This is a genomic window from Saccharopolyspora hordei, assembly GCF_013410345.1.
Taxonomy (GTDB): Bacteria; Actinomycetota; Actinomycetes; order Mycobacteriales; family Pseudonocardiaceae; genus Saccharopolyspora; species Saccharopolyspora hordei.
Genome location: NZ_JACCFJ010000001.1, coordinates 174,778 through 200,591, shown reverse-complemented (window position 1 = coordinate 200,591; position 25,814 = coordinate 174,778). Strand labels below are relative to the sequence as shown.

26 protein-coding genes are annotated in these 25,814 nt (G+C 71.7%); 13 read left to right on the top strand and 13 right to left on the bottom strand.

Annotation, left to right across the window (positions count from 1 at the left end; translation table 11 throughout):
* Window positions 1-13 precede the first annotated feature (13 nt).
* Complete coding sequence (locus HNR68_RS00955) at window positions 14-865, top strand: DUF3027 domain-containing protein (RefSeq protein WP_179716683.1); 852 nt, start codon at window positions 14-16, stop codon at window positions 863-865.
* On the top strand, window positions 862-3,840 hold the full coding sequence (locus HNR68_RS00950) for a sacsin N-terminal ATP-binding-like domain-containing protein (RefSeq protein WP_179716681.1): 2,979 nt from the start codon (window positions 862-864) through the stop codon (window positions 3,838-3,840). Before HNR68_RS00955 ends, HNR68_RS00950 begins: the two co-directional genes overlap by 4 nt.
* Here HNR68_RS00950 and HNR68_RS00945 read toward each other — a convergent pair whose 3' ends face one another.
* Together HNR68_RS00945 and HNR68_RS00940 are read right to left on the bottom strand one after the other, a co-directional pair.
* A complete protein-coding gene (locus HNR68_RS00945) occupies window positions 3,841-4,080 on the bottom strand; it encodes a DUF397 domain-containing protein (protein ID WP_179716679.1) in 240 nt (79 codons plus the stop codon).
* Entirely contained in the window at window positions 4,067-4,915 is an 849-nt protein-coding gene (locus tag HNR68_RS00940; RefSeq protein ID WP_179716677.1) for a helix-turn-helix domain-containing protein, read from the bottom strand. Before HNR68_RS00940 ends, HNR68_RS00945 begins: the two co-directional genes overlap by 14 nt.
* 114 nt (window positions 4,916-5,029) lie before the next feature.
* Between HNR68_RS00940 and HNR68_RS00935 the strand changes: the two genes are divergently transcribed.
* The 3 genes from HNR68_RS00935 to HNR68_RS00925 all read left to right on the top strand — a co-directional run bounded on the left by HNR68_RS00935 (window position 5,030) and on the right by HNR68_RS00925 (window position 6,957).
* Window positions 5,030-5,242, top strand: coding sequence for an HC3 family zinc finger protein (locus HNR68_RS00935; RefSeq protein WP_179716674.1), 213 nt, complete (start codon window positions 5,030-5,032; stop codon window positions 5,240-5,242).
* A gap of 59 nt (window positions 5,243-5,301) precedes the next feature.
* The gene (locus HNR68_RS00930; RefSeq protein WP_179716672.1) at window positions 5,302-5,571 is read left to right on the top strand and encodes a hypothetical protein; all 270 of its coding nucleotides are present in this window, start codon (window positions 5,302-5,304) and stop codon (window positions 5,569-5,571) included.
* 159 nt (window positions 5,572-5,730) lie between these two features.
* A complete protein-coding gene (locus HNR68_RS00925; RefSeq protein WP_425502848.1) occupies window positions 5,731-6,957 on the top strand; it encodes an IS30 family transposase in 1,227 nt (408 codons plus the stop codon).
* A gap of 256 nt (window positions 6,958-7,213) precedes the next feature.
* On the opposite strand, the gene HNR68_RS00920 is transcribed toward HNR68_RS00925, so the two are convergent.
* From HNR68_RS00920 to HNR68_RS00900, 5 genes are all read right to left on the bottom strand, one after another.
* Entirely contained in the window at window positions 7,214-8,491 is a 1,278-nt protein-coding gene (locus HNR68_RS00920; protein ID WP_179716668.1) for a hypothetical protein, read from the bottom strand.
* Between the two features lie 44 nt (window positions 8,492-8,535).
* On the bottom strand, window positions 8,536-9,096 hold the full coding sequence (locus tag HNR68_RS00915) for a DUF3558 family protein (protein ID WP_179716666.1): 561 nt from the start codon (window positions 9,094-9,096) through the stop codon (window positions 8,536-8,538).
* Between the two features lie 11 nt (window positions 9,097-9,107).
* On the bottom strand, window positions 9,108-9,428 hold the full coding sequence (locus HNR68_RS00910; protein WP_179716664.1) for a hypothetical protein: 321 nt from the start codon (window positions 9,426-9,428) through the stop codon (window positions 9,108-9,110).
* A gap of 215 nt (window positions 9,429-9,643) precedes the next feature.
* A complete protein-coding gene (locus tag HNR68_RS00905; protein WP_179716662.1) occupies window positions 9,644-10,432 on the bottom strand; it encodes an ESX secretion-associated protein EspG in 789 nt (262 codons plus the stop codon).
* 80 nt (window positions 10,433-10,512) lie between these two features.
* Window positions 10,513-10,800 carry a DUF2530 domain-containing protein gene (locus tag HNR68_RS00900; protein ID WP_179716660.1) on the bottom strand — a complete coding sequence of 96 codons (288 nt, stop codon included), beginning with the start codon at window positions 10,798-10,800 and terminating at the stop codon, window positions 10,513-10,515.
* Between the two features lie 59 nt (window positions 10,801-10,859).
* Here HNR68_RS00900 and HNR68_RS00895 point away from each other — a divergent pair, with 59 nt between their 5' ends.
* The 3 genes from HNR68_RS00895 (at window position 10,860) to HNR68_RS00885 (ending at window position 14,236) form a co-directional block, all read left to right on the top strand.
* The gene (locus tag HNR68_RS00895; RefSeq protein ID WP_179724494.1) at window positions 10,860-12,326 is read left to right on the top strand and encodes an NCS2 family permease; all 1,467 of its coding nucleotides are present in this window, start codon (window positions 10,860-10,862) and stop codon (window positions 12,324-12,326) included.
* A 133-nt stretch (window positions 12,327-12,459) separates the two neighbouring features.
* On the top strand, window positions 12,460-12,894 hold the full coding sequence (locus HNR68_RS00890) for a MarR family transcriptional regulator (protein ID WP_179716658.1): 435 nt from the start codon (window positions 12,460-12,462) through the stop codon (window positions 12,892-12,894).
* 31 nt (window positions 12,895-12,925) lie between these two features.
* Window positions 12,926-14,236, top strand: coding sequence for an MFS transporter (locus HNR68_RS00885; RefSeq protein ID WP_380575585.1), 1,311 nt, complete (start codon window positions 12,926-12,928; stop codon window positions 14,234-14,236).
* 147 nt (window positions 14,237-14,383) lie between these two features.
* Here the strand turns inward: HNR68_RS00885 and HNR68_RS00880 are convergent, their stop codons facing one another.
* Together HNR68_RS00880 and HNR68_RS00875 are read right to left on the bottom strand one after the other, a co-directional pair.
* Window positions 14,384-15,013 (bottom strand): superoxide dismutase, encoded by a 630-nt coding sequence (locus HNR68_RS00880; RefSeq protein ID WP_179716655.1) that lies wholly within the window; start codon window positions 15,011-15,013, stop codon window positions 14,384-14,386.
* A gap of 297 nt (window positions 15,014-15,310) precedes the next feature.
* A complete protein-coding gene (locus HNR68_RS00875; protein ID WP_179724489.1) occupies window positions 15,311-16,810 on the bottom strand; it encodes a glutamate-cysteine ligase family protein in 1,500 nt (499 codons plus the stop codon).
* Between the two features lie 209 nt (window positions 16,811-17,019).
* Here HNR68_RS00875 and HNR68_RS00870 point away from each other — a divergent pair, with 209 nt between their 5' ends.
* A complete protein-coding gene (locus tag HNR68_RS00870) occupies window positions 17,020-17,832 on the top strand; it encodes a TrmH family RNA methyltransferase (RefSeq protein ID WP_179716654.1) in 813 nt (270 codons plus the stop codon).
* Window positions 17,832-18,452, top strand: coding sequence for a DUF2537 domain-containing protein (locus HNR68_RS00865; protein WP_179716652.1), 621 nt, complete (start codon window positions 17,832-17,834; stop codon window positions 18,450-18,452). The genes HNR68_RS00870 and HNR68_RS00865 overlap by 1 nt, the downstream gene beginning before the upstream one ends.
* 61 nt (window positions 18,453-18,513) lie before the next feature.
* On the opposite strand, the gene sepH is transcribed toward HNR68_RS00865, so the two are convergent.
* The 4 genes from sepH to HNR68_RS00845 all read right to left on the bottom strand — a co-directional run bounded on the left by sepH (window position 18,514) and on the right by HNR68_RS00845 (window position 23,114).
* The gene (gene sepH / locus HNR68_RS00860; protein WP_179716650.1) at window positions 18,514-19,425 is read right to left on the bottom strand and encodes a septation protein SepH; all 912 of its coding nucleotides are present in this window, start codon (window positions 19,423-19,425) and stop codon (window positions 18,514-18,516) included.
* Window positions 19,426-19,693: 268 nt separating this feature from the next.
* The gene (gene serC, locus HNR68_RS00855; protein WP_179716648.1) at window positions 19,694-20,836 is read right to left on the bottom strand and encodes a phosphoserine transaminase; all 1,143 of its coding nucleotides are present in this window, start codon (window positions 20,834-20,836) and stop codon (window positions 19,694-19,696) included.
* 195 nt (window positions 20,837-21,031) lie between these two features.
* Window positions 21,032-21,937 (bottom strand): SEC-C metal-binding domain-containing protein, encoded by a 906-nt coding sequence (locus HNR68_RS27330; RefSeq protein WP_179716646.1) that lies wholly within the window; start codon window positions 21,935-21,937, stop codon window positions 21,032-21,034.
* Between the two features lie 49 nt (window positions 21,938-21,986).
* Window positions 21,987-23,114, bottom strand: coding sequence for a citrate synthase 2 (locus tag HNR68_RS00845; protein ID WP_179716644.1), 1,128 nt, complete (start codon window positions 23,112-23,114; stop codon window positions 21,987-21,989).
* A 266-nt stretch (window positions 23,115-23,380) separates the two neighbouring features.
* On the opposite strand from HNR68_RS00845, the gene HNR68_RS00840 reads away from it, so the two are divergent.
* Genes HNR68_RS00840 through HNR68_RS00830 form a run of 3 tightly spaced genes read left to right on the top strand, consistent with a single transcriptional unit; the run spans window position 23,381 to window position 25,788 of the window.
* Complete coding sequence (locus tag HNR68_RS00840) at window positions 23,381-23,683, top strand: urease subunit gamma (RefSeq protein WP_179716642.1); 303 nt, start codon at window positions 23,381-23,383, stop codon at window positions 23,681-23,683.
* An 18-nt stretch (window positions 23,684-23,701) separates the two neighbouring features.
* On the top strand, window positions 23,702-24,070 hold the full coding sequence (locus HNR68_RS00835; protein ID WP_179716640.1) for an urease subunit beta: 369 nt from the start codon (window positions 23,702-23,704) through the stop codon (window positions 24,068-24,070).
* Complete coding sequence (locus HNR68_RS00830) at window positions 24,067-25,788, top strand: urease subunit alpha (protein ID WP_179716639.1); 1,722 nt, start codon at window positions 24,067-24,069, stop codon at window positions 25,786-25,788. Before HNR68_RS00835 ends, HNR68_RS00830 begins: the two co-directional genes overlap by 4 nt.
* The last annotated feature ends 26 nt before the right edge of the window (window positions 25,789-25,814 follow it).

The window sequence follows — 25,814 nt, the reverse complement described above, 5'->3', positions numbered from 1 at the left end:
TATGCCTGCTCCGATGACCAGCCCAGGCGCGGACGCCCCGTCCGGGGACACCGGGCAGCCCGAGCCGGAGCCCGTGAACCCGGAGCTCGCCGCGGCTGTGGACGTCGCGCGAGCTGCGGCGGAGGACGAGGCCAGGCCGGGGGCGGACCCGATCGGCTCGCCCGTGCTGACCGTGGACCCCGAGGCGGCGGACCCGGTGGGGGCGCACGTCGGCGTGGAGCCGGAGGGCCCGCACGCGGCGACGCACTACTTCGAGTCGAACTACCCGGGCTACGTCGGCTGGCGGTGGGCGGTCACCGTCGCCAGCGTCGGGCCGGGGGAGCCGGTCACCGTCAGCGAGGTCGTGCTGCTGCCGGGACCGAACGCGCTCACCGCACCCGAGTGGGTGCCGTGGGCCGAGCGGGTCCGGCCGGGCGACGTCGGTCCCGGTGACCTGCTGCCGACCCGCCCCGACGACCCGCGGCTGGCCCCCGGGTACCTCGCCAGCGACGACCCCGCGGTGGAGGACGTCGCCCGCGAGGTCGGCTTGGGCCGCAAGCGGGTGCTCAGCCACGAGGGCCGCCTGCAGGCCGCGGAGCGCTGGTACGGCGGCGAGTTCGGGCCGCGTTCCGAGATGGCCCGCTCCGCCCCGGCGGCCTGCGGGACCTGCGGGTTCTTCCTGAAGCTGGCCGGGTCGATGGGTGGCGCGTTCGGCGTGTGCGCCAACGAGTACGCGCCCGCCGACGGCCGCGTGGTCAGCGTCGAGTTCGGCTGCGGCGCGCACTCCGAGGTCGAGGTGGACGTCTCCTCCACGGTGCCGGTGGCCGAGGTCGTCTACGACGACGCGACCCTCGACTACGAGTCGCGCACCTCGGAGCGGGGGTGACCGAGCCGGACGTGTTCGGCGCGGCCGAGCTCCGGCAGGCCGTGCTGCAGTCCTGGGAGGCCTCGCCGACCCGGTTCCGCGAGGACGCCAACGCCGAGGAGGACCTCCGGCTCGGCGGCTACCGCGAACGCCTGCTGGTCGAGCTGGCGCAGAACGCCGCCGACGCCGCGGGCTCGTGCGGGGTGCTGCGCGTCGAGGTCCGCGACGGTGAGCTGCGGGTCGCCAACACCGGTGCGCCGCTGACCGCCGAGGGCGTGGCGGCCCTGGCGTCGCTGCGCGCGTCGGCCAAGCGCGAGGGCGGTTCGGTCGGCCGGTTCGGCGTCGGGTTCGCCGCCGTGCTGGCGGTCTCCGACGAGCCGAGCGTGGTGTCCACGACCGGCGGTGTGGCGTTCTCGGCCGCGCGCACCCGCGACGCGGTGGCGCAGCTGCCGGGCCCGGCGGAGGAGCTGGCGAAGCGGTCCGGGGAGGTCCCGGTGCTGCGGCTGCCGTGGCCGACGACCGGGGAGCCGCCCGCGGGCTACGACACCGAGGTGCGGCTGCCGCTGCGCGCGGACGTGGACGTCGACGCGCTGCTGGCCGAGTTCACCGGCCAGGCGCCCGACCTGCTGCTCGCGCTGCCCGCGCTCACCGAGATCCGGATCGGCGAGCAGGCCTGGCGCCGCGAGGACCTGGACGCCGACCGCCTGGTGGTGCACGGCCCGTTCCGCAGCGACCGGTGGCTGGTGCACCGCGCGTCGGGCAGGTTGAGCGAGGCGGCCTTGGCCGGGCTCGGCGTGGAGGCCCGGCACGCCGCGGAGTGGCGCGTGACCTGGGCGGTCCCGCTGGACGACGAGGGCGTGCCGATCGCGCTGGCCGAGGACGTGCTGCACGCGCCGACGCCGACCGAGGAGCGGCTGTCGCTGCCGGCGCGGCTGCTGGCCAGCGTGCCGGTGGAACCGGACCGTCGGCGGGTCGCGGCCTCCGCCGCGGCGGACGCGGTGCTGACCTACGCCGCCGAGTGCTACCCGGCGCTGGTCGGCAAGGTCGACCCGGCGCACCGGACCTCGCTGGTGCCGTTGGCCGGGTTCCCGCTGTCCGATGTGGACGACAAGCTGCGGCAGGGCGTGACCGACCGGCTGCGCGTCGCGGCGTGGCTGCCCGCGGCGAGCGGGAAGCTGGTCGCCCCGCTGGAGTCCAAGGTCCTCGAGCACGTCTCGCCGGAACTGGTGGAGCTGCTGGCCGACGTGGTCCCCGGCCTGCTGGAGGCCGACCTCTCCGACACGCGCCACCGCCGGTCGCTGCACGTGCTGGAGGTCCGCAGGCTGGCCGCGGCGGAGATCGTGGAAGCGGTGACCGGGCTGGAGCGCCCACCGGAGTGGTGGTACCGCCTCTACGACGCGCTGGCGCCGGTCGAGGGCGCGGACCCGGCCGCCCGCGAGGAGTTCACCGCGCTGCCCGTGCCGCTGGCCGACGGGCGCACCGTCAGCGGCGTGCGTGACGTGCTGCTCAGCCGCCCCGGCGCCGACCCCGACCCGGCCGCGCTGCTGTCCACGTTGGACATCTCGGGGCTGCGCATCGCGCACCCCGACGCCACCCACCCGCTGCTGGAGAAGCTCGGCGCGCACCCCGCGGGACCGACGGAACTGCTGGACGCACCACCGCTGGAGGACGCGGTGCGGCGCAGCGTCGCCGACGCCCGCTCCGGCGTCGACGTGCGCCCGCTGGCCGAGGCGGTGCTGCAACTGGTCGCGAGCACCCAGCCGCGGGACTGGATCGGCGCGCTCGCGCTGCCCGACGCCGACGGCGACTTCCGCCGCGCCGACGAGCTGCTGCTGCCGGACGCCGCCCTGCTGGACGTGCTGGACGAGGAGTACGTCGGCGAGGACGGGCCGCTGGGCGTGCTCGACGAGGACTTCGCGGCCGAGTGGCCGGCCGACCTGCTGCGCGCGATCGGCGTGCTGAACGGGTTCGCGGTGCGGGTCGAGGAAGACCCGGTGGAGCCGGACGAGGGCTTCCCGGACGTCCACCTGTGGTGGGCCGAGCAGGAGGCGGCGCAGCCGGAGAGCTGGCCGCCGCCGAGGTTCGTCGGCATCCGCGACCTGGACCTGGTGGCCGACGACGGCTGGCCCGCCGCGCTGCGCCTGCTGGCCCGGTCCCCGGACGCCCTGCGCGCGCTGCGGGAACCGGGCAGCTACTCGGCCTGGTGGATCGAGCGCTACGCGCTGCTCGCGGGCGCTCCGCCGCGCTCCTGGCGGCTCCCGGAGGCCGAGGAGCTGGCGGGCCTGTACGACCCGGTGCCGGACGTGGGCCTGGACGCCCAGCACCTGGAGCTGGCGGGCGTGCGGGGCGAGCTGCGCATCGCGGACACCGACGACGCCGCGGACATCCTGGAGCGCCTGGGCGACCCGGACCGCACGGTGCGCGCGGGGACCGCCCTGCGCGCGCACCAGGCGCTGGCGGACGCGGTGGCCAGCCGGACGATCGACCCGGCCGAGATCGACCCGCCGGAGACGGTGCGCTCGGTCTCCGGCGCGGTGGTGAGCACGGGCCGGGCGGTGGTGCTGGACGAGCCGTGGATGCTCAGCGTCCTGGAGGCCCCGCTGGTGGTCGCCGGTGGCAGCCCGGACCAGTTCGACGCCGAAGCCCTCGCGGAACTGCTCGACCTGCCGCTGGCGTCGGAGGAGAACACGATGCAGGTGGTCGGCGAGGGGCGCACCCAGAGCTGGCCGGAGGTCGGGCGTGTCCCGGCGTCCTGCGAGCTGCTGGGGATCCCGGTGCCGACCGGCGAGGTCACGCTCCACGACGGCCTGCGCGTGCGCTCGTCGTCGGGGGAGCACCGGGTGCACTGGTGGGTCACGAGCACCGGTGCGGTGCACGCGGAGCGGACCCCGGACGGCCTGGCCCGCGCCCTGGCCTGGGCGGCCGGAGCGTGGCACGAGCGCTTCGCGCTGACGGCCCTGCTGGCGGACCCGGAGGCGACGACGCTGCTGCGCTGATCAGCCGAGCTGGTCGGCCTTCAGGCGGTGCAGGAACGAGGACCAGGCCCGCGGTGGGAAGGTCAGCGTCCCGCCGTCGCGGTCCTTGGTGTCCCGGACCCCGACGAGGTCAACGCCGGCGCCGACCTCGACGCAGTCGCCTTCTTCACCGCTGTAGCTCGACTTCCGCCAGCCGACCTCGACGCAATTGGTCTCCTCTCCGCTGTGACTGGACTTCCGCCAGTTGTCAAACGACCTCATGCTCTGCCTCCATGGCTTCTGCGTGGCTCGCGATCAGCTCGACTGACTCCTCTGGCGTCAACGCCGCCTCGGCCAGAGTAGGTATGGCCTCCAGGAACGGGGCGGTGTCCGCAGGGTCGTCGAGGAAGACGCTGGAACGCCGATGCTCCAGGTGGACGATGGGTCGTTGCCGCTGGAACTCGAGGATGAGGTGACTCCCGTTCAGGCCGACGTGCGCTCCAGCAGAGAAGGGGAGCACCTGCACGGTGATGTGCGGGCGACGAGACACCCGGACGATCTGTCTCAGCTGCTCGGCCATCACGTCGTAGCCGCCGATGGGGCGGTGCAGCACAGACTCATCGATCAGCGCCCGAAACGCGACCGGGTTCTGGCGAGTCAGGACGCTTTGCCTACCGAGACGCAGTGAGACCCTGGATTCGAGCTGAGCCTCCGTCACATTCCCAGCACTGATCACGGCTCTCGCGTAGTCAGCGGTTTGCAGCAGGCCCGGGACGAAACCGAGAGCCACGTCGGTGATCTGCGTAGCTATGCGCTCGAACTCCAGCAGGCCTACCAGTAGGTGCGGCAGGTCAGAATGCCCGACCTCCCACCAGTGCGGTTGATGGGCGTCGCGTGCGAGCTCGAGCAGTCGTTTGCGCTCACTTCCTTTGACGCCGAGGGTTCCGAGGATGATCGCTGCCTCAGCCTCGGTGAGGACCTTGTCGCCGGATTCGATGCGGCCGAACGTCGCGCGCGACCATCCGCACAGTTCCGCCAGTTCTTCGAGCTTCAGGCCGGCATCCTTTCGCAATTTGCGAACTTCGGCGCCAAGACCGCGTGAACGTGCCGTCGTCATATACCCACGCTATTTCAGGGCCTGAGACAGCGCCATTACACAAACTGGTGAACAAGATTGCGTAGAAGTTTTTTGGACTGTCTCATCGACGGCAGAAACCCGGAAGGAGTCCCGATGTTCGGTTCCTTGACCTACGTGTGGCGGCCGGTCACGGGTGGCCGCCACGCTTTTCCCATCGCAGCAACGAGAGCCCCGCACGACGAACGGGTCACGGCCTACTGCGGGGTCGAGGCCGACGCCGCCGAGCTGCACGACCGGTCCGAAGTGGACTGGATCCGCGAGCACACCTGCATGGACTGCTGGCGCCGACTGGCCGACCGCTCCTGAGACCTCACGAGCCGCGGCAGCTCATCCCCGAACCGACCGACCGAGAGGAACCCACCGCCGTGTTCTGGCTCCAGCTGAGCACCTTCGTCCTGTTCGACCTGCTCATCCTCGCCCTGCTCACCACCCGCCTCCCGATCACCGGCCTGATCTTCGCCACCGGACGCCACGCCGGAACCGGGAACGGCGACCACACGGTCTGGCACCTCATCGCCCACGTCGAAGCCGAACGCGCCCGCGAGCAACCTCCGACCCCTCCCGCACCCCCACCGCGCTTCCCCGACCTCGATCCCGACGACCACCCCACCGGCCGCCACCACCTCCGCACCTAACGGGTCGTGAGTGCGAAAACCGGCTCCAACCGGCCTACGCACTCACGACCCACCCGACCGCCCCCGTCCCACCCGATCAGGTGAGGAGTGAAGGGCACCTTTCGCCAACCCCTCGGGTTCTAGCGGTGGTTGCAACGCCTGATTTGTTCAGGGGTTGCGGTGTTCGAGATCCGTCAGGACAGGTCGCCTCAGGGGTGTAAGAAGTTGCTTGCTGAGCGCGAGGTCTATTTTGATCTTGTGGCGCGGGGTGTGGGCACGGTTGAGGCATGCCGGATCGTGGGGGTCAGCCGCACGACCGGGTATCGGTGGCGATTCGGCCGACGGGCGGGGCGTGGGACCACGTGTTCTTGCGCCCCGCCGTCACCTCCGGCTCGTGCCCGGCCCGAGGTGTCGTCCCGGTTTTTGTCTCAGGACGAGCGGCTGGTGATCGCTGACCTGCGTCGGGCCGGCCTGGGTGTGCGGGCCATCGCAGGCGAGCTGGGGCGTGATCCTGGCACGATCAGCCGGGAGCTGCGGCGCAACAGTCATCCCGGTAGCGGTGACTACCGGCCCTATGCCGCTCAGGCTCGCGCCGAGGCGCGCCGCGCCCGGCCGAAGACCGGCAAGATCGCCGCCCATCCCGAATTGCGTGAACGGGTGCAGGGCATGCTCGACGACCGGTACAGCCCGGAGCAGATCAGCCATCGGCTGCGCCGGGACCATCCCGACCGCCCGGAGCTGCACGTGACCCACGAGACGATCTACCAGGCCCTTTATGTCCAAGGTCGCGGCGGACTGCGTCGTGAACTGGCCCGGGCGCTGCGCACCGGCCGTACGGTGCGCCGACCCCGCCGGACCACCGAGCAACGCCAGTCCCGCTTCACCGCACCGATGCTGATGATCAGCGACCGCCCGGCCGAGGTCGCGGACCGGGCCGTGCCCGGCCACTGGGAAGGTGACCTGATCCTCGGTGCCGGCGGGGCATCCGCGATCGGCACACTGGTCGAGCGCACCACCCGCTACGTGCTGCTGGTCCACCTGCCAGAACGACACGACGCCGAAACCGTCCGCGACGGCCTCATCACCACCATCCAGACACTGCCCACCCACCTGAAACGGTCCCTGACCTGGGACCAAGGCGCTGAGATGAGCCGCCACCACGAGTTCACCCTCGCCACCAACATCCCGGTCTACTTCTGCGACCCTCACTCGCCCTGGCAACGCGGCAGCAACGAAAACACCAACGGCCTGCTCCGCCAGTACTTCCCCAAAGGCAGCGACCTCTCTGTCCACACCCCCGACGACCTCGCCGCCGTCGCCGCCCAACTCAACCGCCGACCACGCAAAACGCTCGGCTGGGACACCCCAGCCGAGCGCCTGACTAAACTCCTGACCCAAACCAATTGATCAACCGCGTTGCAACGACCCCCCGAAACCGCCCCCAGTTGGTGAAAGGTGCCCTTCACCTCGAAAAATCCACCCGAATGGGTTGGTGCGGCTCGACTTCCCCCGGCGACCAGCCGCACCGGCCTTCCCCGGTGGCCGGGCGTGTCCCTCCCCGCGCCCGGCCACCGATCACCTCAGGAACACCCCGGAACGCGGACTGGCCGCGCACCAGGTCCGGTGCGCGGCCAGTCCGCTGTCGAACGTCAGGAAGTGCTGCTCACTCGCCGAAGACCGGCGGGGCGACCCGGGGGAGCCCCAAGTCCTCCCAGGCCTCGTCCGTGTCGATCATGTACTTGTTCTCGTGCTCCAGGTCGTCCTCGCCCTCCTGGCCTCGGCCGCGACCAGCGGCACCAGCGCCCGCAGCCGCCGCGCCACCGCGACCAGCCGCACCAGCAGCGCCACTGCCAGAGGCACCGCCCGCGCCGCCTGCGCCCAAACCGCCCGCACCAGCGCGACCACCAGCGCCCAGACCGTTGCCGGAGCCACTACCACTGCCGAGCCCGCCGACCCCACGGCCCCCTGCGCCCCCGGCGCCCAGGCCACGACCGCCAGCACCCAGGCCGGTGCCCGAACCGCCACCGGGCGGCATCATGCCGAGGCCGATCCCTGGGCCGTTGGGGCCTGGACCGCCAGGCGTCGTGCCGGGCAGGTTCGGCACTCCCTGGCCGCCACCCACCGGAGACGGCGAAGTCCACTGCGACGTGCTCCCGCTCGGCGTGCCGGTGTACCCGCCGCCGGGCAGCTCGCTCCCGCCGCCAGGGTTGCCGCCAGGGGTGACGCTGCCGATGCCGTAGTTGTCGCCACCAAGACTTCGAGAACCGATGGACGACGGGTTGGTCGGAGTGTTCACCGTGGCGCGCTCGGTGGACTCCTGAGAACCTTGGTCGTAAGCCATTTCCGGCGGCACGGGGAACGACGGCAAGCTAGCGGACGTGGCACTCGCCGCCCGGTCGTAGTTCTCGTAGTAGCGCTTGGCTTCCTCAGCCCTCTCCTGCGCCTCGCGCTCCTGCTGCTGCAGGTCCGTCTCAGTGCCGGTCAGCCACGCGCCGCCCTTCTCCAGAAGGCTGTCCGTCGCGGTGACCTCGACCGGTTCCGGCATCGAGTGGTTGATCCTGCTGAACTCGTCCGCCTGATCTGTCGCGATCTTCCCGACTGCCGTCGAGACGTCCTTCGCGTCGTGGATGAACTGGGTCATCGGAGCTAGCGAAGTACCGTGTTGTTCCGCCGCCTGGCCTTCCCACATGACCCCGGCCGTGGTGTTGGCCTCTTGCAGGAGGCTGGCGACTCGCTCGAAGTCGGAGGCGACCTCGTCCTGCCATCCGCGGATCGCCGGTTCCAATGCCGGCACTCCATTGCCTTCTTTGATCTGCTTGTACTTCTCCGGGTGGTTGAAGCCCACCTTCTTCATGACCTCGTCGGTGCTGCTGCTGTCCGTCGGCGACAGCAGGAAGCCGCCGACCGCAGCACCGATGGGAATGGCAAGTGGAAGCGGCATCTCATCCCCCTGGTTGTGGTGTCCAGTGATTCTCGGTTGCAGCGCTAGGCCGGAATGTTCTTCAGGACGGCCTCTGCAAGTCGCTGCGCGTATCCGCAGGTGTCCTGCATCTCAGGAGACTTGCCGCCCAGCTTCGTGTAGTCGATCTCCACGTTCTGGTCATCGGCAACAGCGACTTCGATGCGGCAGAGCGAGGTGGTTTCGTCCATCTTCCCCGCCGGGTAGCCAGCTACCTCGATCTGTGTGACGCCGCTCTTGCTGAAGATCTTCTCGGGGCCGCCGAACTTGGTGTTCACGGCAACTCCGACACCGTAGTTCTCGCCCTGCCAGTCGCACTGCGTCTCCCCGTAGGAGGAGGTCTGCGCTTCGGGCTCGCCTCCACCTCCGATCTCGGACAGGTCGTTGGGCGTCAGCAGCGTGCAAGCGTCCGTGACGGCCTTCAGGTTCTTCGGGTTGGGAATCTGGCTTCCCTGAGCTGTGGAGGTAGGGGCCGATGACGTGGTCTGCTCAGGAGTCCCCTGGTCCGGAGTCTCGGGTTGGGAGCACGCTGCGGCTCCGAGGAGCACGATTCCAAGAAGTGCGGTGATGGTGGGGCGTCGTAGCACGATCTTCTTCCTTAGACCTGGGTGGGAGTCGCGTTCTCGTCAGCGGTGCGGTAGCCGCTTTGAGCCGCCTTGAGCTGATCGATCTGGTTCTGCAAGCGTTCGATGCACTTCGTCACGACCCAGGCGAGGTTGCCGTCGCCGTCGCCTGCCATCTTCCCCAGGGAGCGCGCGAGATTCTTGCTGACCTCGTCTTCGCCAGGAGCGCCGATGTTCTCCAGCTGGCGGGCTTTTCGGCTGACTCCTCGAAGCTCTCCGATCGCTTCTTCGTACTTGGCGATCAGCCTCGGGATCTGCTCAAGGTCAACGGAGAACGACGCCTGCTGGACGCCCATCCCAGCAGTGTTGACGAAGGTGTTCACGACCGCCCGGCCGGCGGCTGCACCGGCAGGCCTACTAGCTCCATCTGGAATCACGGACTTCCCTCCACAGTCACTGCGTGATCGGTGTCAGCTTGCCAGGTCCGCGCCGACTGCCCTAGTGCTTTGGCGCATCAAGAGCGACCTCGGTTCCACGATCCGGATGACTTGCCCTGTTCGGAGCAGACCGCTCACCACGCCACCTCGCGTTGGGCTGCGGTGGCGATGTCGCCGAGCACACGGCGGTAGGTGCCCATGTCACAGCCCGCCACCATGCGCTGGCTGCGGCTGTTGTACACCGCCACGCGCCCCTGCTCCAGGTCGATGATCCGCAGGGTTTGCTCGCCGCGGATCTCCTTGCGGGTCGGTGACCACACCGTCACGCCGATCTCGCCGACGCCCAGCTTCGGGCCGTCGAGCATGCGGGTCGCCTTCCGGTACTCCGCGATGTTCACGCCGCGTGAGCGGAGGGCGTCTTCCAGTGCGCGTTCGTCGGTATCGCCGTTCTTCGCCACCTGGGCACGTGCCGCGCGCAGTTCGGCCAGGTCGATCTGCAGCGGCTGCATCTTCAGCGGCGGGTGCTCCGGCAGGAGCGAAGCGAGTGCCGGGATCGCGTCGCCCGGCCGCACCTTCTCCAGGATGATCCGGTCACCGTTGACCACGGTCCGGGTCGCGGACTTGGCGGACTGCGTCACGCAGGCGCGCAGCTCGGTGCCCTTCTGCCGGGAGAACCGCAGATCGAACTCGAGAGAGCCGACGGGATAGACGCCCATCAGGTCCCACACGACGTCGTTCACGCTGTTGTCACGCCCTACGAGCCCGCGCTGGCGGCAGCGTGCGTCAGCTGCTTCGAGTTCCTCGTTGAGGTCTTGGACAGGTGTTCCGTAGTTGGCGTAGGAGGCGACAGTCGGGACCCGGCTGATACCAGCCCACCCGGCCAAGATCATGTATTCGAGACGGTCGACGTCGAGCTTGGGCACTGTCGCTGCGCTCCCGCGAGTTCCGTGTTCAGGTGGCAGCTTCGCAGGCTAGCCGGTTGCGGGAGTGCGCTGGGGTGGAATCAGCCGTCGAGGCCGGACAGGCCGCGCCAGGCGCCGCGGGAGCCGCGGCGGGCCGCCGAGCGCTGCCACCGGAAGATCCCGTAACCCACGACACCCAGGACGACCCCGGCGACGCACGTCCAGAACTCGACGTGCATGCTGCCGCGCAGGGCGAACGCCACCGCACCGATGAGCCACAGCGCCGTGCCGGTGAGGACCACCGGGGTCGGGTCCGCCAGCCTGCGCGGCAGGTGGGGGACCGGACGGTGGCCTGCCGTGGTGGGGGTGGATTCGCTCTCCTCTGCCACGTCAGGCAGGCTACCCCCGGTTGGAGGACGCGCGCTTCGGCGCGGTGATGGGAAGCACGATGGTGGACGAGACCGAGAGCAAGAAGTCGCTGCTGGACCGCTACTTCAAGATCACTGAGCGTGGGTCCAGCGTGTCCCGCGAGGTGCGCGGCGGCATCGTCACGTTCGTCGCGCTGGCCTACATCATCGTGCTGAACCCGTTGATCCTGGGCAGCACGTCCGCCACCGACGCCAGCGCCAAGCGCGACGTGCTGGGCAACATCCTGCCCGTCCCGCAGGTCGCGGCGGCGACCGCGCTGGTCGCGGGTGTGATGACCATCCTGTTCGGCTTGATCGCCAACTACCCGTTCGCGATCGCCGCGGGGCTCGGCATCAACACGCTGCTGGCGGTGACCATCGCGCCGCAGGTGACCTGGCCGGAAGCGATGGGCCTGGTGGTCGTCGACGGCATCGTCATCCTCGTCCTGGTCGCCACCGGGTTCCGGACCGCGGTGTTCAACGCGGTGCCGCCCGAGCTCAAGGCCGCGATCGCGGTCGGCGTCGGCGTGTTCATCAGCTTCGTCGGGCTGGTCGACTCCGGTTTCGTGCGGCGGCTGCCGGACGAGGCGAACACCACCGTGCCGGTGGGCCTGGGCATCGACGGCTCCATCGCCTCGTGGCCGACCGCGGTGTTCGTCTTCGGCCTGGTGCTGACCTCGGTGCTGGTGGCGCGCGGGGTGCGCGGCGCGATCCTGATCAGCGTCGCGGTCACCACGGTGGTGTCGATCATCATCGAGTCGGTCTTCCACGCCGGTCCGTCCGAGGGCACCAACCCCTACGGCTGGAACCTGGGCTACCCGGCGGTGCCGGACCAGGTCGCCGGGCTGCCGGACCTGTCGCTGGTCGGTGACGTCTCCTTCGGGGCCTTCACCCGGCTGCCCGCGCTGGCCGCCGCGCTGCTGGTGTTCACGCTGGTGCTGGCGAACTTCTTCGACGCGATGGGCACCATGACCGGGCTGGGCAAGGAGGCGCAGCTGGCCGACAAGGACGGCAACCTGCCCGGCATCGGCAAGGCGCTGGCGGTGGAGGGCCTCGGCGCGGTCGCCGGCGGGCTCGGCTCGGCCAGCTCCAACACGGTGTTCGTGGAGTCGGCGTCGGGCATCGCGGAGGGCGCGCGGACCGGCCTGGCGAACGTGGTCACCGGCCTGCTGTTCCTGGCGGCGATGTTCTTCACCCCGCTCTACCAGGTCATCCCGGTGGAGGCGGCGGCTCCGGCGCTGATCGTGGTCGGGGCGATGATGATCGGCCAGATCAAGCAGATCGACCTGTCGGACTTCACCATCACGCTGCCCGCGTTCCTGACCATCGTGGTCATGCCGTTCACCTACTCGATCGCCAACGGCATCGGGGCGGGCTTCATCAGCTACGTGCTGCTGCGGGTGTTCACCGGCAAGGTGCGCACGGTGCACCCGCTGATGTGGGTCGTCTCGGCGGCGTTCGTGCTCTACTTCGCCGCGGACCCGATCAGCGCGGTCTTCGGCATCTGACCCGGGCGGTGCGCGCTCCGGGCGCCGGTCCGCCCTGAACGCGGGACTTCGGCGGGCCCGGTGACTAGGGTGTTGGGCCACTGATCTGATCAGTTTGTCCGATTCCCCCGAGATAGTTTGGTAGACTAACGACGTGTCCGACATCGCGGAACGCGAGCGCACCCTGGCGAGCCGGCTGCGGCTCGCGGTGGTCCGCCTGAACAGGCGGCTGCGTGCGCAGAGCAGTGGCTCGAAGATCACGCTCTCCCAGCTGTCCGCGCTCTCCTGCCTGCACAAGGCGGGGGCGCTGACGCCGGGTGAGCTGGCCGCGCGGGAAGGTGTCCAGCCGCCGTCGATGACCCGGGTGATCGCTGCCCTGGAAGACGCCGGGCTGGTCGTCCGCCGCGCCCACCCCACCGACGGCCGCCAAGCCATCGTCGAGGTGACCGACGCGGGCCGGGCCCGCATCGAGGAAGAGGTCTCCGCCCGCGAGCGCTGGCTGGACCAGCAGCTCGCCGACCTCACCGAGGAGGAACGCGCGGTGCTGTGCCAGGCCGCGGAGATCATCGACAGGCTGGCGGGACGATGAGCGACCCCACGGAGAGGCGGTAAGCACCAGAGTGGTTGACCAACCTCGCTCCAGCGTCGGAAGCCACCCCGACGAGGAGCAGGTCAACCGCACGGAGGTGTCCACATCGGACACCCGCGGCGGCATGTTCCGCTCGCTGCGCGAGCGCAACTACCGCTACTACGCCTCCGGCCAGGTCGTGTCCCTGACCGGGACCTGGATGCAGCGCGCCGCGCAGGACTGGCTGGTCCTGGAGCTGACCGGCGGGAGCCCCGCGGCCCTCGGCGTGGCGGTCGCGCTGCAGTTCCTCCCCACGCTGCTGTTCACGCTGTGGGCGGGTGTCGTGGCCGACCGCTTCGACAAGCGGCGCGTGCTCATCGCCACCCAGAGCGCCCTCGGCGGGTGCGGGCTGGTGCTGGGGCTGCTCGACGTCACCGGCGTCGCGGTGCTCTGGCACGTCTACGTCCTGTGTTTCGTGCTGGGCTGCTTCGCGGCCGTCGACGCGCCGGTGCGGCAGTCCTTCGTCGTCGAGATGGTCGGCCCCAAGCAGCTCACCAACGCCGTCGCGCTCAACTCGATGACCTTCAACCTGGCCCGGATCGTCGGGCCGGCCATCGCGGGCGTGCTCATCACCGCCATCGGCACCGGCTGGGTCTTCCTGCTCAACGGGATCAGCTCGGCCGCCGTGGTCGGCGGGCTGCTGCTCATGGACGTCGCGGCGCTGCACCGCTCCGAGCCCGCGCCGAAGGAGCGCGGCCAGCTGCGCGCCGGCCTGCGGTACGTGCTCGGCCGTCCGGACCTGCTCGTGGTGCTGGCCCTGGTGTTCTTCGTCAGCACCTTCGGCATGAACTTCGAGAACTCCTTCGCGGTGATCGCGCGCAACGTCTTCGGCCGCGACGCCGACGGCTACGGGCTGCTCATCACCATGCTGGCCGTGGGCACGCTGAGCGGCGCGGCGCTGGCGGCGCGGCGGAGCGGTCGTGGTGGGCCGCGGATGCGGCTGCTGCTGGTGGGCGCGGCGGTGTTCGGCCTGCTGGAGGCCGGGGCGTCGCTGATGCCGACCTACGAGCTGTTCGCGGGGGCGCTGGTCCCGGTCGGCATTGCGGTCATGACCTTCACCACCACGGCGAACGCCACCGTGCAGCTGTCCGTGGAGCCGACCATGCGCGGCCGCGTGATGGGCCTGTACATGCTGCTGTTCCTGGGCGGCAAGCCGCTGGGCGGGCTGGCGTCCGGGTGGCTGGCCGAGCTGCTGGGGGCGCGCTGGCCGATCCTGCTCGGCGGGCTGGTGTCGCTGGCCGCGGCGGTGGTCGGGGCCGCGGTGCTGGCCGTCCGGCGCCGCGGGGTTGCACAGACCTCGTAGGTGAGGCTAGCCTAACTTTCGTCCGCTTCGTGGTGGGAGCGGCAGTCAGTTCGGGAACGGATCGAGCCCCGGCCTCCTCGCGGTGGCCGGGGCTCGATCTGTCGGCAGCCGGCTTGTCGGAGCACTCGCTGCCGAGGTCGGGGTCGCTCAGGCGGTGGGCAGGCGCAGGCCGTTGTGGCCGGCCCGGGCGTCGGCGAAGCGCCGGGAGACCTCGTCCCAGTTGACGACGTTCCACAGGTTCTTGACGTAGTCCGCCTTCACGTTGCGGTACTGCAAGTAGTAGGCGTGCTCCCAGATGTCGAACACCAGCAGCGGCGTGGTCGCGATCGACAGGTTCGCGTGGTGGTCCCGCAGCTGCTGGGTGATCAGCCGCCGCCCCACCGGGTCCCACGCCAGCACACCCCAGCCGTTGCCCTGGATCGTGGTCGACACCGCCTCCATCTGGGCCCGGAAGGCGTCGAAGGACCCGAAGTCCTCGTCGATCGCCGCCGCCAGCTCACCGGTCGGCTCGCCCCCGCCGTCCGGCGAGAGGACCTTCCACCAGACCAGGTGCAGCGAGTGCCCCGCCAGGTTGAACGCCAGCGTCGTCTCCAGACCCACGATCGAGGAGAAGTCACCCTTCTCCCGCGCCTCGGCGATCTTCTCGATCGTGTCGTTGGCGCCCTTGACGTAGGTGGCGTGGTGCTTGCTGTGGTGCAACTCGTTGATCTCACCGGAGATCGCCGGCTCCAACGCCCCGTAGTCGTAGTCCAGCTCCGGCAACACGTACTGCGCCATCGAACGTCTCCCTCCGCTGTCGACAGCCTCTCGCTACTGCAAGATTATTGCAACTACTGGGACGGAGGTGGCGTTCCCACTTCCCGGTCGGATCGCCCGGACAACCCCGCTGGCCTGCGGGGACTCCGCCCGCGGGGGAGGTACCCGCTCCGCGCCCCGTCGACGCCCCACCGCAGGTCAGCAGCACCGAGACCGGCACCGTGTCCTTGATCACCCGCGAGGCGGGAGGGGGCGGTCAGGTCCTCCCGGGACTGGCAGCGGCGGTGGCGTCGTGGCGCTCGCCCGGGGCAGGCGGGGTCAGCCGACGGGCCAGGTGTGGACCGGCTCGCCGTCGTCGGCGAAGGCGATGTAGCGCTCGAGCATGTCGGCCAGCGCTTTGGGGCGGTCCGCGCCGCGCTCCTCCAGGCGGGCGACCGTCTCGCGCTGCCACGTCGCGCCGTTGCGGCGGGCCAGGCAGCGCTGCTCGATCACGCCCAGGTAGCGCTCCCGGGCCCGGTCGGAGACCCCGCACGCGCGGAGCCCGTCGTGCGCCATCGGCAGCAGCTTGCGCATCACCAGCTCGTCCGGGGCCAGCCAGCCGAGGCCGGGCCAGTACAGCTGCGCGTCGAACCCGCTGCGGGCACCGGCGAACAGGTTCTCCTCCGCCGCCGCGAACGACATCTGCGTCCACAGCGGACGGTCCTGCTCGGTGAGCGCCCGCTGCGCCCCGTAGAAGAACGCGGCGTTGGCGACGATGTCGACCACCGACGGCCCGGACGGCAGCACCCGGTTCTCGATGCGCAGGTGCGGCACCCCGTCCACCAAGTCGTACACCGGGCGGTTCCAGCGCCAGATCGTGCCGTTGTGCAGCCGCAGCTCGGCCAGCGTCGGCGCCCGCCCGGCGTCGAGCGCCGCCACCGGGTCCTCGTCCTCCGGGTCGGGCAGCAGCGCCGGGAAGTACCGCACGTTCTCCTCGAACAGGTCGAAGATCGAGGTGATCCAGCGCTCCCCGAACCACACCCGGGGCCGCACGCCCTGGTTCTTCAGCTCCTCCGGGCGGGTGTCGGTGGCCTGCAGGAACAGCGGGATCCGGGTCTCGTGCCACAGCGCCTTGCCGAGCAGGAACGGGGAGTTCGCGCCGATCGCCACCTGCACCCCGGCCAGGCACTGCGCGGCGTTCCAGTGCGCGGCGAAGTCCTCCGGCGCGACCTGCAGGTGCAGCTGGACCGACGTGCACGCCGACTCCGGGAGGATCGAGTCGGCGTAGGAGCGCAGCCGCTCCACGTGGTAGGCCTCGCCGAGCGGCACGCCCTCCATGTGCAGCAGCATCTCCTCGCCGCGGGCCAGGAAGATCTGCTCGTTGAGCAGCGAGTAGCGCGGGTTGCGGGACAGCCAGCCGGGGTCGAAGTGCGCGCTGCGCAGCGTGGGCAGGGTGCCGATCATGACGATCTTCGCGCCGACGTCGCGCGCGCTGCTGTCGGCCTGCCGGAGCGCGGTGGTCATCCGCTCCTCCAGCTCCAGCGCGCTGTCCCCGGCCAGCACCCGGGGCTCCACGTTGAGCTCGATGTTCTGCTGGCCGAGCTCGGTGGTGAACGCCGGCTCGTCGATCTTCTCCAGCACCTCGGCGTTGGTCATCGACGGCTCCATGGCCTGGTCCACCAGGCACAGCTCCATCTCCAGACCCATCTGCTGGTGCGGGAAGGAGAAGTTGCCCTCGGCGAGCATCCGGGCCAGGGCGTCCAGGCCGCGCTGCATCTTGCTCCGATACCGCTGCCGGTCCACCGGCTTGAACGCTCGGTCGTCCACGTGCCGTCCCATGCCGTCTCCCCGCTCGATCGGCAGCACGTCAGCGCGCAGCGCTGGGGAAACCACCGTGACACATCGGTACCCGACGGACCAGCGGCCAAAACGGTGTTGTCGTGAGTGCGGGAGCCGGTTGCAGCCGGTTGCAGCCGGTCTGCGCACTCACGACCCCCGGTGGCGGGATCCGGACCGACCGGGGCGGTGGGGCTCGAGCGGGTGCGAGAATGCGGTGCGTGGCGCACATCATCGAGATCACCGAGGCCGACGACCCACGGGTCGACGACTTCCGCGATCTGTCGCGCGCGGACCGCCGGCCGGACCGGCCGGGCGGGCGCGGGCTGGTGATCGCCGAGGGCGTCGTGGTGGTCGAGCGGCTGCTCGCCTCGCCCTACCCCGTGCGGGCCCTGTTCGGCGTGCGCCGCCGCATCGAGGAGCTGGCCGAGGCCACGGCCGCCCTCGACGTGCCCGCCTACGTCACCAGCGCCGACGTCATGGCGCAGGTGGTCGGGTTCCACCTCAACCGCGGCGTGCTGGCCGTGGCCGACCGCGCCCCGGTGGTCCCGGCGGCCGAGCTGGTCGAGCGCTCCCGCCGCCTGGCCGTCCTGGAGGGCATCGGCGACCACGAGAACCTGGGCGCGCTGTTCCGCAACGCCGCGGCGCTGGGCGTCGACGGCGTGCTGCTCGGCCCCGGCTGCTCGGACCCGCTGTACCGGCGCAGCGTCCGGGTGTCCATGGGGCACGTGCTGCGGGTGCCGTTCGCGCACCTGAGCACCTGGCCGGAAGACCTCAAGCTGTTGCGCGACAACGGGTTCCGCATCGCCGCGCTGACGCCCCGCGCCAACGCGGAGAGCCTGCGCGACGCGGCGCTGGACGACGGCCGGGTCGCGGTCCTGCTCGGTTCCGAGGGACCGGGCCTCACCGACGAGGCGATCGCCGCCGCCGACCTGGCGGTGCGCATCCCGATGGCCGGCGGCGTGGACTCGCTCAACGTCGCGACCGCCGGTGCGATCGCCTTCCACGCGATGAGCGGGGTGTGATGCGCGAGTCCGGGTGGGAGCTGCACGCGCGCTCCGGGCGCGCGGTGCTGGTGCGCGACACCGACCAGGAGATCGACCCCCGTCGGCTGAGCCTGTCCGACTCGCTGGTCGAAGCGCTGCACGAGTGGGCGCACGTCGCCGACGCGGCGCACGACGAGGACACGGCGTTCGCCGACCGCGAGCTGATCTCCCGGCGCGGCCGCCAGCTGGCGATGCGGCTCGCGGCGGAGACCGGCGGCCAGGTCAGCTACCTCGACCCGCTCAGCGGCCACCTCGACCGCGTCGGCCGCCCCGCGCCGGCCCGCCCGGCCCGTCGCTCCGTGGTGCCGGTGTCCGCCGACGTCCCGACGCCCTGGGGTCCGGGCCTGACGGTGAGCGCCATCATCGCGGCGATCACCACGATCACCCTGGTGGTGGTGACCCTCGGCCTGGCGGACGTCAGCGGGGTCCTGGCGACGGTGGTCAACCTGGCGGTGGCGGCGGGCTTCGCCCCGTCGATCTGGCTCGGCCGCCGCATCGCGGTCTGGCGCTGGGTCGCCTACGGCACGGCGGCGGGCATCGTGCTGGCCTGGCTGGCGCTGCTCCTCAGCCTCCTGAGCCCCACCGTTCCGCAGGTGTGACCCGGAACAGCAGCAGGCCGGGGCGAGCGTGGGCTCACCCCGGCCTGCCGCGGGTCGTGCGTCAGCGGTGGGAGCGGACCCCGAGCAGCACGTCCTCCCAGGACGGCACGATCGGGTGGCTCTTCCGACCGCGGCGCGGCTCCTTGCGCGCCGACTCGTCCGGCTCCCCGGCGGACGCGCTCTCGGCGCTCTCCGCCGCCGGCTTGTCCTCCGCGGGCTCCGGTGCCTCCGGCTCCGCCGGGCGCTCCGGGGCCGTGGGCTCCAGCACCGGGGCCGCGGCCACCGGTGCTTCCGGTGCCGCAGGTGCCGGTGGCTCCGGCCGGTCCTGCTGGTCGAGCTGGAGCGCTTCGCGCGCCAGCTCGGTCACCGGGCGGACGGTGCGCAGCGGGCGGTTGGGCGACGGGTCGAGCAGGTCGGCCGCGTGGTCGTCCAGCGCCGCGACGGTGCCGCCGTGCGCGCCCGGGTGGAACACCCAGTGGGCGAGGTTCTCCGAGCGGCCCGCCTGCCAGTGCAGCTGGACGACCCACTTGCCGTCCTCACCGCGCCAGGAGTCCCACTCGGCCTCGGAGTAGTCGTGGCCGCGCATCCCGAAGGTGTGCGCGACGACCTCGCCGAGGGTCTGCACGTCCGGGCCGTCCTCGCGGACCGGGTGCGCGCGCTGGGCCATGTCGGCGATCTGCCGGCGTTCCAGCAGGACGGGGTAGGCGTAGCGCTCCACGCGGTGCTCCGGGACGCCGGACGCCTCGGCGACCTGCTGGACGGACGCGCCTGCGCGGATGCGGGCCTGGATCTCACGTGGCCGCATCTGCGACTCCATCTCGATCTGCACCTGGCCGAGGCGCGTGAGGTCGCCGCGGGCCGCGGCGCGCAGCCTCTCGTCGGCGGGCACGGTGAAGCGCTCGCCGTTCTCCGGGTCCTCGCAGATGACGGATTCACCGTCCTCGTCGAGCCCGACCACTCGCAGCGCTCGCATACGCGTGCCTCCCGCCGACCTACATGTCACCAAGCTGTGACGGTAACCCGGCGTGCCGCCTTGACGCAGGAGGCACGCCGGGCTCGTCGTGTCGTACAGTCGCTCCTCCCGACGCTCGATCTTGCCGGAAGAAGGTCCTTCGTGCGAACGGGTAAATCCACTCATATTCGGTGAAGTTCACCGAGAGTGGTTGACCGTCACTCGGTGTTGTGGTTGGGAGAGCGGCTCAGCCGGGGCCCGCACCCGGGCCCCGGCAGCGCTGCGTCGCTCAGGACAGCTGCGAAACCACCCAGTCGATGGCTTTCGTCAGCGCGGTGACGTCATCCGGCTCGATCGCCGGGAACATGCCGATGCGCAGCTGGTTCCGGCCCAGCTTGCGGTACGGCTCGGTGTCCACGATGCCGTTGGCGCGCAGCGCCTTGGCCACCGCGGCGGCGTCCACCGAGTCGGCGAAGTCGATGGTGCCGACCACCTGGGAGCGCTTCGCCGGGTCGGCGACGAACGGCGTCGCGAACTCCGAGGCCTCGGCCCACTCGTAGAGCCGCTGCGAGGACTCGCGGGTGCGCTTGACGCACCAGTCCAGGCCGCCCTGGCCGTTCATCCAGTCGATCTGGTCGGCCAGCAGGAACAGCGTGGCCACCGCGGGGGTGTTGTAGGTCTGGTCCTTGCGGGAGTTGTCCAGCGCGGTGGTCAGCGACAGGAACTCCGGCACCCAGCGACCGGACGCGCCGATCTCGCCGATCCGCTCGATCGCGGCCGGGCTCATCGCGGCCAGCCACAGGCCGCCGTCGGCGGCGAAGCACTTCTGCGGGGCGAAGTAGTAGACGTCCACGTCCGCGGGGTCGAACGGCAGCCCGCCGGCACCGGAGGTGGCGTCCACCGCGATCAGCGCGTGCTCCGAGCCCTCCGGGCGGGTCGGCGCGAGCATCACGCCGGTGGAGGTCTCGTTGTGCGCCCAGGCGATCAGGTCGGCGCTCGGGTCCGCCACCGGCTCCGGCGCGTCACCCGGGTCGGCGGAGACGACCACCGGGTCGCCCAGGAACGGGGCGCTCTGGGCGGCCTTGGCGAACTTCGAGGAGAACTCGCCGTAGGTCAGGTGCAGCGAGCGCTCGCGGACCAGGCCGAAGGTCGCCGCGTCCCAGAACGCCGTGGTCCCGCCGACGCCCAGCACGACCTCGTAGCCGTCGGGCAGCGAGAACAGCTCCCGCAGTCCCTCCCGGACCCGGCCGACCAGGGACTTCACCGGCTTCTGGCGGTGCGAGGTGCCCATCACGGCGGCACCCTCACCGGCCAGTCGGGCCAGCTGCTCGTCGCGGACCTTGGACGGACCGCAACCGAACCGGCCGTCGGACGGCTTGAACTCGTCGGGCAGCTTCAGGGTCGTCGGGTCGATGGTCTCGGCCTGCGTCATGCCGGCGCCTCCGGGCGTTGTCGTGGTTTCGTGCGGGGACAAGACCTCGCCCCCGCACGCCAGTGGCCTGCTGACCGGCGCCGTTGCCGGTTCGGTTCCAGTGTTGCAGCAGCGTTTCCGGCAGGTGACCGGAGCCTGCTGCGAACAGCCGCACCGCAACTTACTGCGGCTCGCCCGGCTTGGCCAGCACCCGGGTCAGGTGATGCCGGGCGCACCGCAGCACCTCTTGTACTTGCGGTCCGCACCGCACCAGCAGCGTTCGTTGCGGCCCGGCGGTCCCGGGACGACCCGCCCGCGCCGGGCGGCGTCGGCGGCGAACTCGTCGCGGGTCCTCCGCGCCTCCGGCGGCAGCTCGCGGAACGCCGCGAAGGCGAGCAGGGCGTCGAGCTCGGCGACGACGACCTGCGCACCGCCCACCAGCGCGCGCTGCACCTCCCGGCGGTGCTCGGCGTGCGCGACGCCCGGGTGCCAGCCCGGGAACCGGCGCTGGACCTCGGCGAACTCCTCCTCCGGCCAGTACAGGACCGCGTCCCGCCGCCTGCGGATCTCCTCGATCTGCGCGTAGACCGCGTGGGCGCGCTCCGCGGAGCGGGCGTGCAGCTCGTCGTAGGCGTCCGGCGGCAGGCCCGTCCGGCGGCGCAGCCGGGCCCGCTCGGCGAGCAGGTCGTAGCCGGGGTCGCCCACCTCGAGCACGTCGTCGAGGTCCGGGACGAACCGGCTGACCCCGACGTTGAGCCAGCGCAGCGCCTCCCGCGGGCGGCCGGTGCGCTCGTGGCCCGCGGCGGCCTCGCCGTACGCCCACTCGCACTCCGAGCCCTCGTGCAGGAGCCGGGCCAGCGCGCGCTCACCCTCCTCGCGACGGCCGTGGGTCAGCAGGAAGGTGGCGAGCGCGGCCCGGCCGCTGAGCACGTTGTGGTCGTCGTCGACCTCCGCCGCGGTGCGCAGCGCGCGCTCCTCGCGCTCGTGCTCACCGGCGGCGTGCCAGTAGGCGGAGGCCTCCACGAGGTCGTCGCAGCGCTCGCCGCTGGTCTGGGCGTCGGCCTCCAGGGCCTCGGCGCACTCCACGTCGAGCGCCCGCTTCCTCGCGCCGACGACCGTCACACTTCCACGCTACGCCTGGCGACGACCCGTCTGCGCTGGTCAGGGCGGCTCACGCCGGGGTGGCGAGCCCGGCCTGCCGGTCCCAGCCCGCGACCTCCTGCGGGGAGCGGGCGGCCGGGCCGACGTACTTCGCCGACGGGCGGACCAGGCGACCGGTGCGCTTCTCCTCCAGGACGTGCGCCGACCAGCCGGCCAGCCGGGCGCAGGTGAACATCGCGGGCATCATCGGCGTGGGCACCTCGGCGAAGTCGAGCACCACCGCGGCCCAGAACTCCACGTTGGTCTCGATCTGCCGGTCCGGGCGCCGTTCCCGCAGCACGGTCAGCGCCGCCTGCTCCAGCTCGCGGGCCACCTCGAAGCGCGGCGCGCCGAGCTGCTCGCAGGTGCGGCGCAGCACCCGGGCCCGCGGGTCCTCGGCGCGGTAGACGCGGTGGCCGAAGCCCATCAGCCGGTCACCGCGGTCCAGGATGGACTCCACCACGCGGCGGGCGTCCCCGGTGCGCTCGGTCTCCTCGATCATCGGCAGCACCCGGGCCGGGGCGCCGCCGTGCAGCGGTCCGGACATCGCGCCCACCGCGCCGGACAGGCAGGCCGCCACGTCGGCGCCGGTGGAGGCGATGACCCGGGCGGTGAAGGTGGAGGCGTTCAGGCCGTGCTCGGCGGCGGACACCCAGTACGCGTCGAGGGCCTGCACGTGCGCGGGGTCGGGCTCGCCGCGCCAGCGGGTCAGGAACTGCTCGGTGGTGGTGCGGGCCTCGTCGACCCGCGACTGCGGGACCGGCGGCTGGTCGCCGCGCGCGGACTGCGCCACGAAGGACAACCCGAGCGCACAGGCGCGGGCGAGCTGGTCGCGGGCCTGCGTCTCGTCGACGTCCAGCAGCGGCGCGAAGCCGAGCGCGGGCCCGAGCACCGCCAGGGAGGCCTGCACGTCGGCGCGCACGTCGCCGGTGCGGACCGGTACCGGGGTGTCGTCGGCGGCGGGCAGCCCGTTGCCGAAGCTGCCGTCCACCAGCAGCGCCCACACGTCGCCGTAGGAGACCGCGCCGACCAGGTCCTCGATGTCGACGCCGCGGTAGCGCAGCGCGCCACCCGCGCGGTCGGGTTCGGCGATCTCGGTGTGGAAGGCGACCACGCCTTCCAGGCCGGGGCGGAACTCGGACTCACCTGCACTGCTCATGTCTGCCTCGTCTCCTCGCTCGGTTCGCGTGCGCGCGGGTGCGCGACGCGCGGACACGTGGCGGGGTGCAAGGCGTCCGGACCACAGTGCACCCGCTCGCGGGGGCGCACAATCCCCGGCTCGGCGGTTGACGCGGTGAGACGCGTCACGACGCAAGGGGTGGTGTGCAAAACCTGCGGGACGAAGTCGTGAAGATCTCGTTTCCGACCGTCAAGAGCCCAGCACAGCAGGGTTGTGCTGCCCGATCGAGTGGTAGAGATCGGGCCATGCACCTCGCTCCTCACGAGCGCGACAAGCTGCTCGTCCACGTGGCGGCCGGCTTGGCGCGCGCACGACTGGACCGCGGCCTCAAGCTCAACCACCCGGAGGCCGTCGCGCTGATCACCGACCACGTCGTGGAGGGCGCCCGGGACGGCCGCACCGTGGCCGAGCTCATGCAGAGCGGACGGCAGGTGCTGCGCGCCGAGCAGGTCATGGACGGCGTCGCCGAGATGGTCCGCGACGTGCAGGTCGAGGCCACCTTCCCGGACGGCACCAAGCTCGTCACCGTGCACGACCCGATCACCTGAGCTTGCGAGGAGCGCCCCGTGCGACCTGGGGAGATCATCACCGCCGAGGACCCCGTCCCGCTGAACCCGGGGCGGGAGCGGGTCCGGCTCACCGTCGTCAACCGCGCCGACCGCGCCGTGCAGGTCGGCTCGCACTACCACTTCGCGGCGGTCAACCCCGGCCTGGAGTTCGACCGGGCCGCGGCGTGGGGCCACCGGCTGGACGTGCCCGCGGGCACCGCCGTGCGGTTCGAACCGGGCGTGGCGCGCGAGGTCGACCTGGTCCCGGTGGGCGGGGCGCGGGTGGTGCCAGGCCTGCGCCCGGAGCACGCGGGCGAGCTCGACGCCCGCGACCACGAACCCACCCCGTTCCGCTACGGCCAGGGAGGCGAGGGACACCCGTCGTGAGCACCATCGACCGCGCCCGGTACGTCGAGCTGTTCGGCCCGACCACCGGCGACCGCATCCGGCTGGCCGACACCGACCTGCTCATCGAGGTCACCGAGGACCGCAGCCGGGGACCTGCCGGGTCCGGCGACGAGGTCGTCTTCGGCGGCGGCAAGGTCATCCGCGAGTCGATGGGGCAGTCGACCGCGCTGCGCGCCGAGGGCACGCCGGACGTGGTGATCACCGGGGCGGTGGTGCTCGACCACTGGGGCGTGGTCAAGGCCGACGTCGGCATCCGCGACGGCCGCATCGTCGGCATCGGCAAGGCCGGCAACCCCGACGCGGTGGACGGCGTGGACGAGGGGCTGGTGATCGGGCCGTCCACCGAGGTCATCGCCGGTGGCGGCAAGGTCCTCACGGCCGGGGGCGTCGACCCGCACGTGCACTTCATCTGCCCGCAGCAGGTCGACACCGCGCTCGCCTCCGGGATCACCACGCTCATCGGCGGGGGCACCGGACCGGCCGAGGGCAGCAAGGCCACCACGGTCACCCCAGGCGCCTGGAACCTGCACATGGTCATGCGGTCGCTCGACGCGGTGCCGGTGAACGTGCTGCTGCTCGGCAAGGGCAGCACCACGCGCGGCGAGGCCCTGCGCGAGCAGCTGCGCGCCGGGGCGGGCGGGCTGAAGATCCACGAGGACTGGGGCGCCACCCCGGCCGTGCTGGACAGCGCGCTGCGCGTCGCCGAGGAGACCGGTGTGCAGGTCGCGCTGCACGCCGACACGCTCAACGAAGCCGGGTTCTACGAGTCCACGCTGGCGGCGATCAACGGTCGCTCGATCAGCGCGTTCCACGTCGAGGGCGCCGGTGGCGGGCACGCGCCGGACATCATCCGGCTGGCCTCGCAGCCCCACGTGCTGCCCTCGTCGACGAACCCGACCCGGCCGCACACGGTGAACACCATCGACGAGCACCTCGACATGGTGATGGTCTGCCACCACCTCAACCCGTCGGTGCCCGAGGACCTGGCGTTCGCTGAGAGCCGCATCCGGCCGACCACCATCGCCGCCGAGGACGTGCTGCACGACCTCGGGGCCATCTCGATGATGAGCTCGGACGCGCAGGCCATGGGCCGCATCGGTGAGGTCATCACGCGCACCTGGCAGACCGCGCACGTGATGAAGCGCCGCCGCGGACCGCTGCCCGGCGACGGCCGCGCGGACAACCACCGCGCGCAGCGCTACGTCGCGAAGTACACGATCAACCCGGCGCTCGCGCACGGCATCGCGCAGCACGTCGGGTCGGTGGAGGTCGGCAAGATGGCCGACCTGGTGCTGTGGGAACCGGAGTTCTTCGGGGTCCGCCCGCACCTGGTGCTCAAGGGCGGGTTCGCGGCGTGGGCGGCGATGGGCGACGCGAACGCGTCGATCCCCACCCCGCAGCCCTACCTCACGCGGCCGAGCTTCGGCGCGCAGCCGCGCGCGGCTGCGGCCAGTGGCGTGTTCTTCGTGGCTCCGGCGGCGCTGGAGGCCGGGCTGCCGGAGCGGGTGCCGCTCGGCTCGCCGATGGTCGCGGTGGAGAGCACCCGGGGCGTGCGCAAGGCGGACATGCGGCTCAACGACGCCACCCCGGACATCCAGGTGGACCCGGACGACTTCGCGGTCCGCATCGACGGCGAGCTGGTCGAACCCGACCCGGTGACGGAGGTGCCGATGGCCCAGCGCTACTCGCTCTTCTGACCCGCGCGGGCAGCAGGTTCGACGCG

Excerpts from the sequence above, each read along its gene's own strand:
- HNR68_RS00955 (WP_179716683.1), top strand. The coding sequence starts at position 14 with ATGACCAGCCCAGGCGCGGACGCCCCGTCCGGGGACACCGGGCAGCCC.
- HNR68_RS00945 (WP_179716679.1), bottom strand. The coding sequence starts at position 4,080 with ATGAGGTCGTTTGACAACTGGCGGAAGTCCAGTCACAGCGGAGAGGAG.
- HNR68_RS00940 (WP_179716677.1), bottom strand. The coding sequence starts at position 4,915 with ATGACGACGGCACGTTCACGCGGTCTTGGCGCCGAAGTTCGCAAATTG.
- HNR68_RS00935 (WP_179716674.1), top strand. The coding sequence starts at position 5,030 with ATGTTCGGTTCCTTGACCTACGTGTGGCGGCCGGTCACGGGTGGCCGC.
- HNR68_RS00920 (WP_179716668.1), bottom strand. The coding sequence starts at position 8,491 with ATGCCGCTTCCACTTGCCATTCCCATCGGTGCTGCGGTCGGCGGCTTC.
- HNR68_RS00910 (WP_179716664.1), bottom strand. The coding sequence starts at position 9,428 with ATGGGCGTCCAGCAGGCGTCGTTCTCCGTTGACCTTGAGCAGATCCCG.
- HNR68_RS00895 (WP_179724494.1), top strand. The coding sequence starts at position 10,860 with ATGGTGGACGAGACCGAGAGCAAGAAGTCGCTGCTGGACCGCTACTTC.
- HNR68_RS00880 (WP_179716655.1), bottom strand. The coding sequence starts at position 15,013 with ATGGCGCAGTACGTGTTGCCGGAGCTGGACTACGACTACGGGGCGTTG.
- HNR68_RS00875 (WP_179724489.1), bottom strand. The coding sequence starts at position 16,810 with ATGGGACGGCACGTGGACGACCGAGCGTTCAAGCCGGTGGACCGGCAG.
- HNR68_RS00870 (WP_179716654.1), top strand. The coding sequence starts at position 17,020 with ATGCGGTGCGTGGCGCACATCATCGAGATCACCGAGGCCGACGACCCA.
- HNR68_RS00865 (WP_179716652.1), top strand. The coding sequence starts at position 17,832 with ATGCGCGAGTCCGGGTGGGAGCTGCACGCGCGCTCCGGGCGCGCGGTG.
- sepH (WP_179716650.1), bottom strand. The coding sequence starts at position 19,425 with ATGCGAGCGCTGCGAGTGGTCGGGCTCGACGAGGACGGTGAATCCGTC.
- serC (WP_179716648.1), bottom strand. The coding sequence starts at position 20,836 with ATGACGCAGGCCGAGACCATCGACCCGACGACCCTGAAGCTGCCCGAC.
- HNR68_RS00845 (WP_179716644.1), bottom strand. The coding sequence starts at position 23,114 with ATGAGCAGTGCAGGTGAGTCCGAGTTCCGCCCCGGCCTGGAAGGCGTG.
- HNR68_RS00840 (WP_179716642.1), top strand. The coding sequence starts at position 23,381 with ATGCACCTCGCTCCTCACGAGCGCGACAAGCTGCTCGTCCACGTGGCG.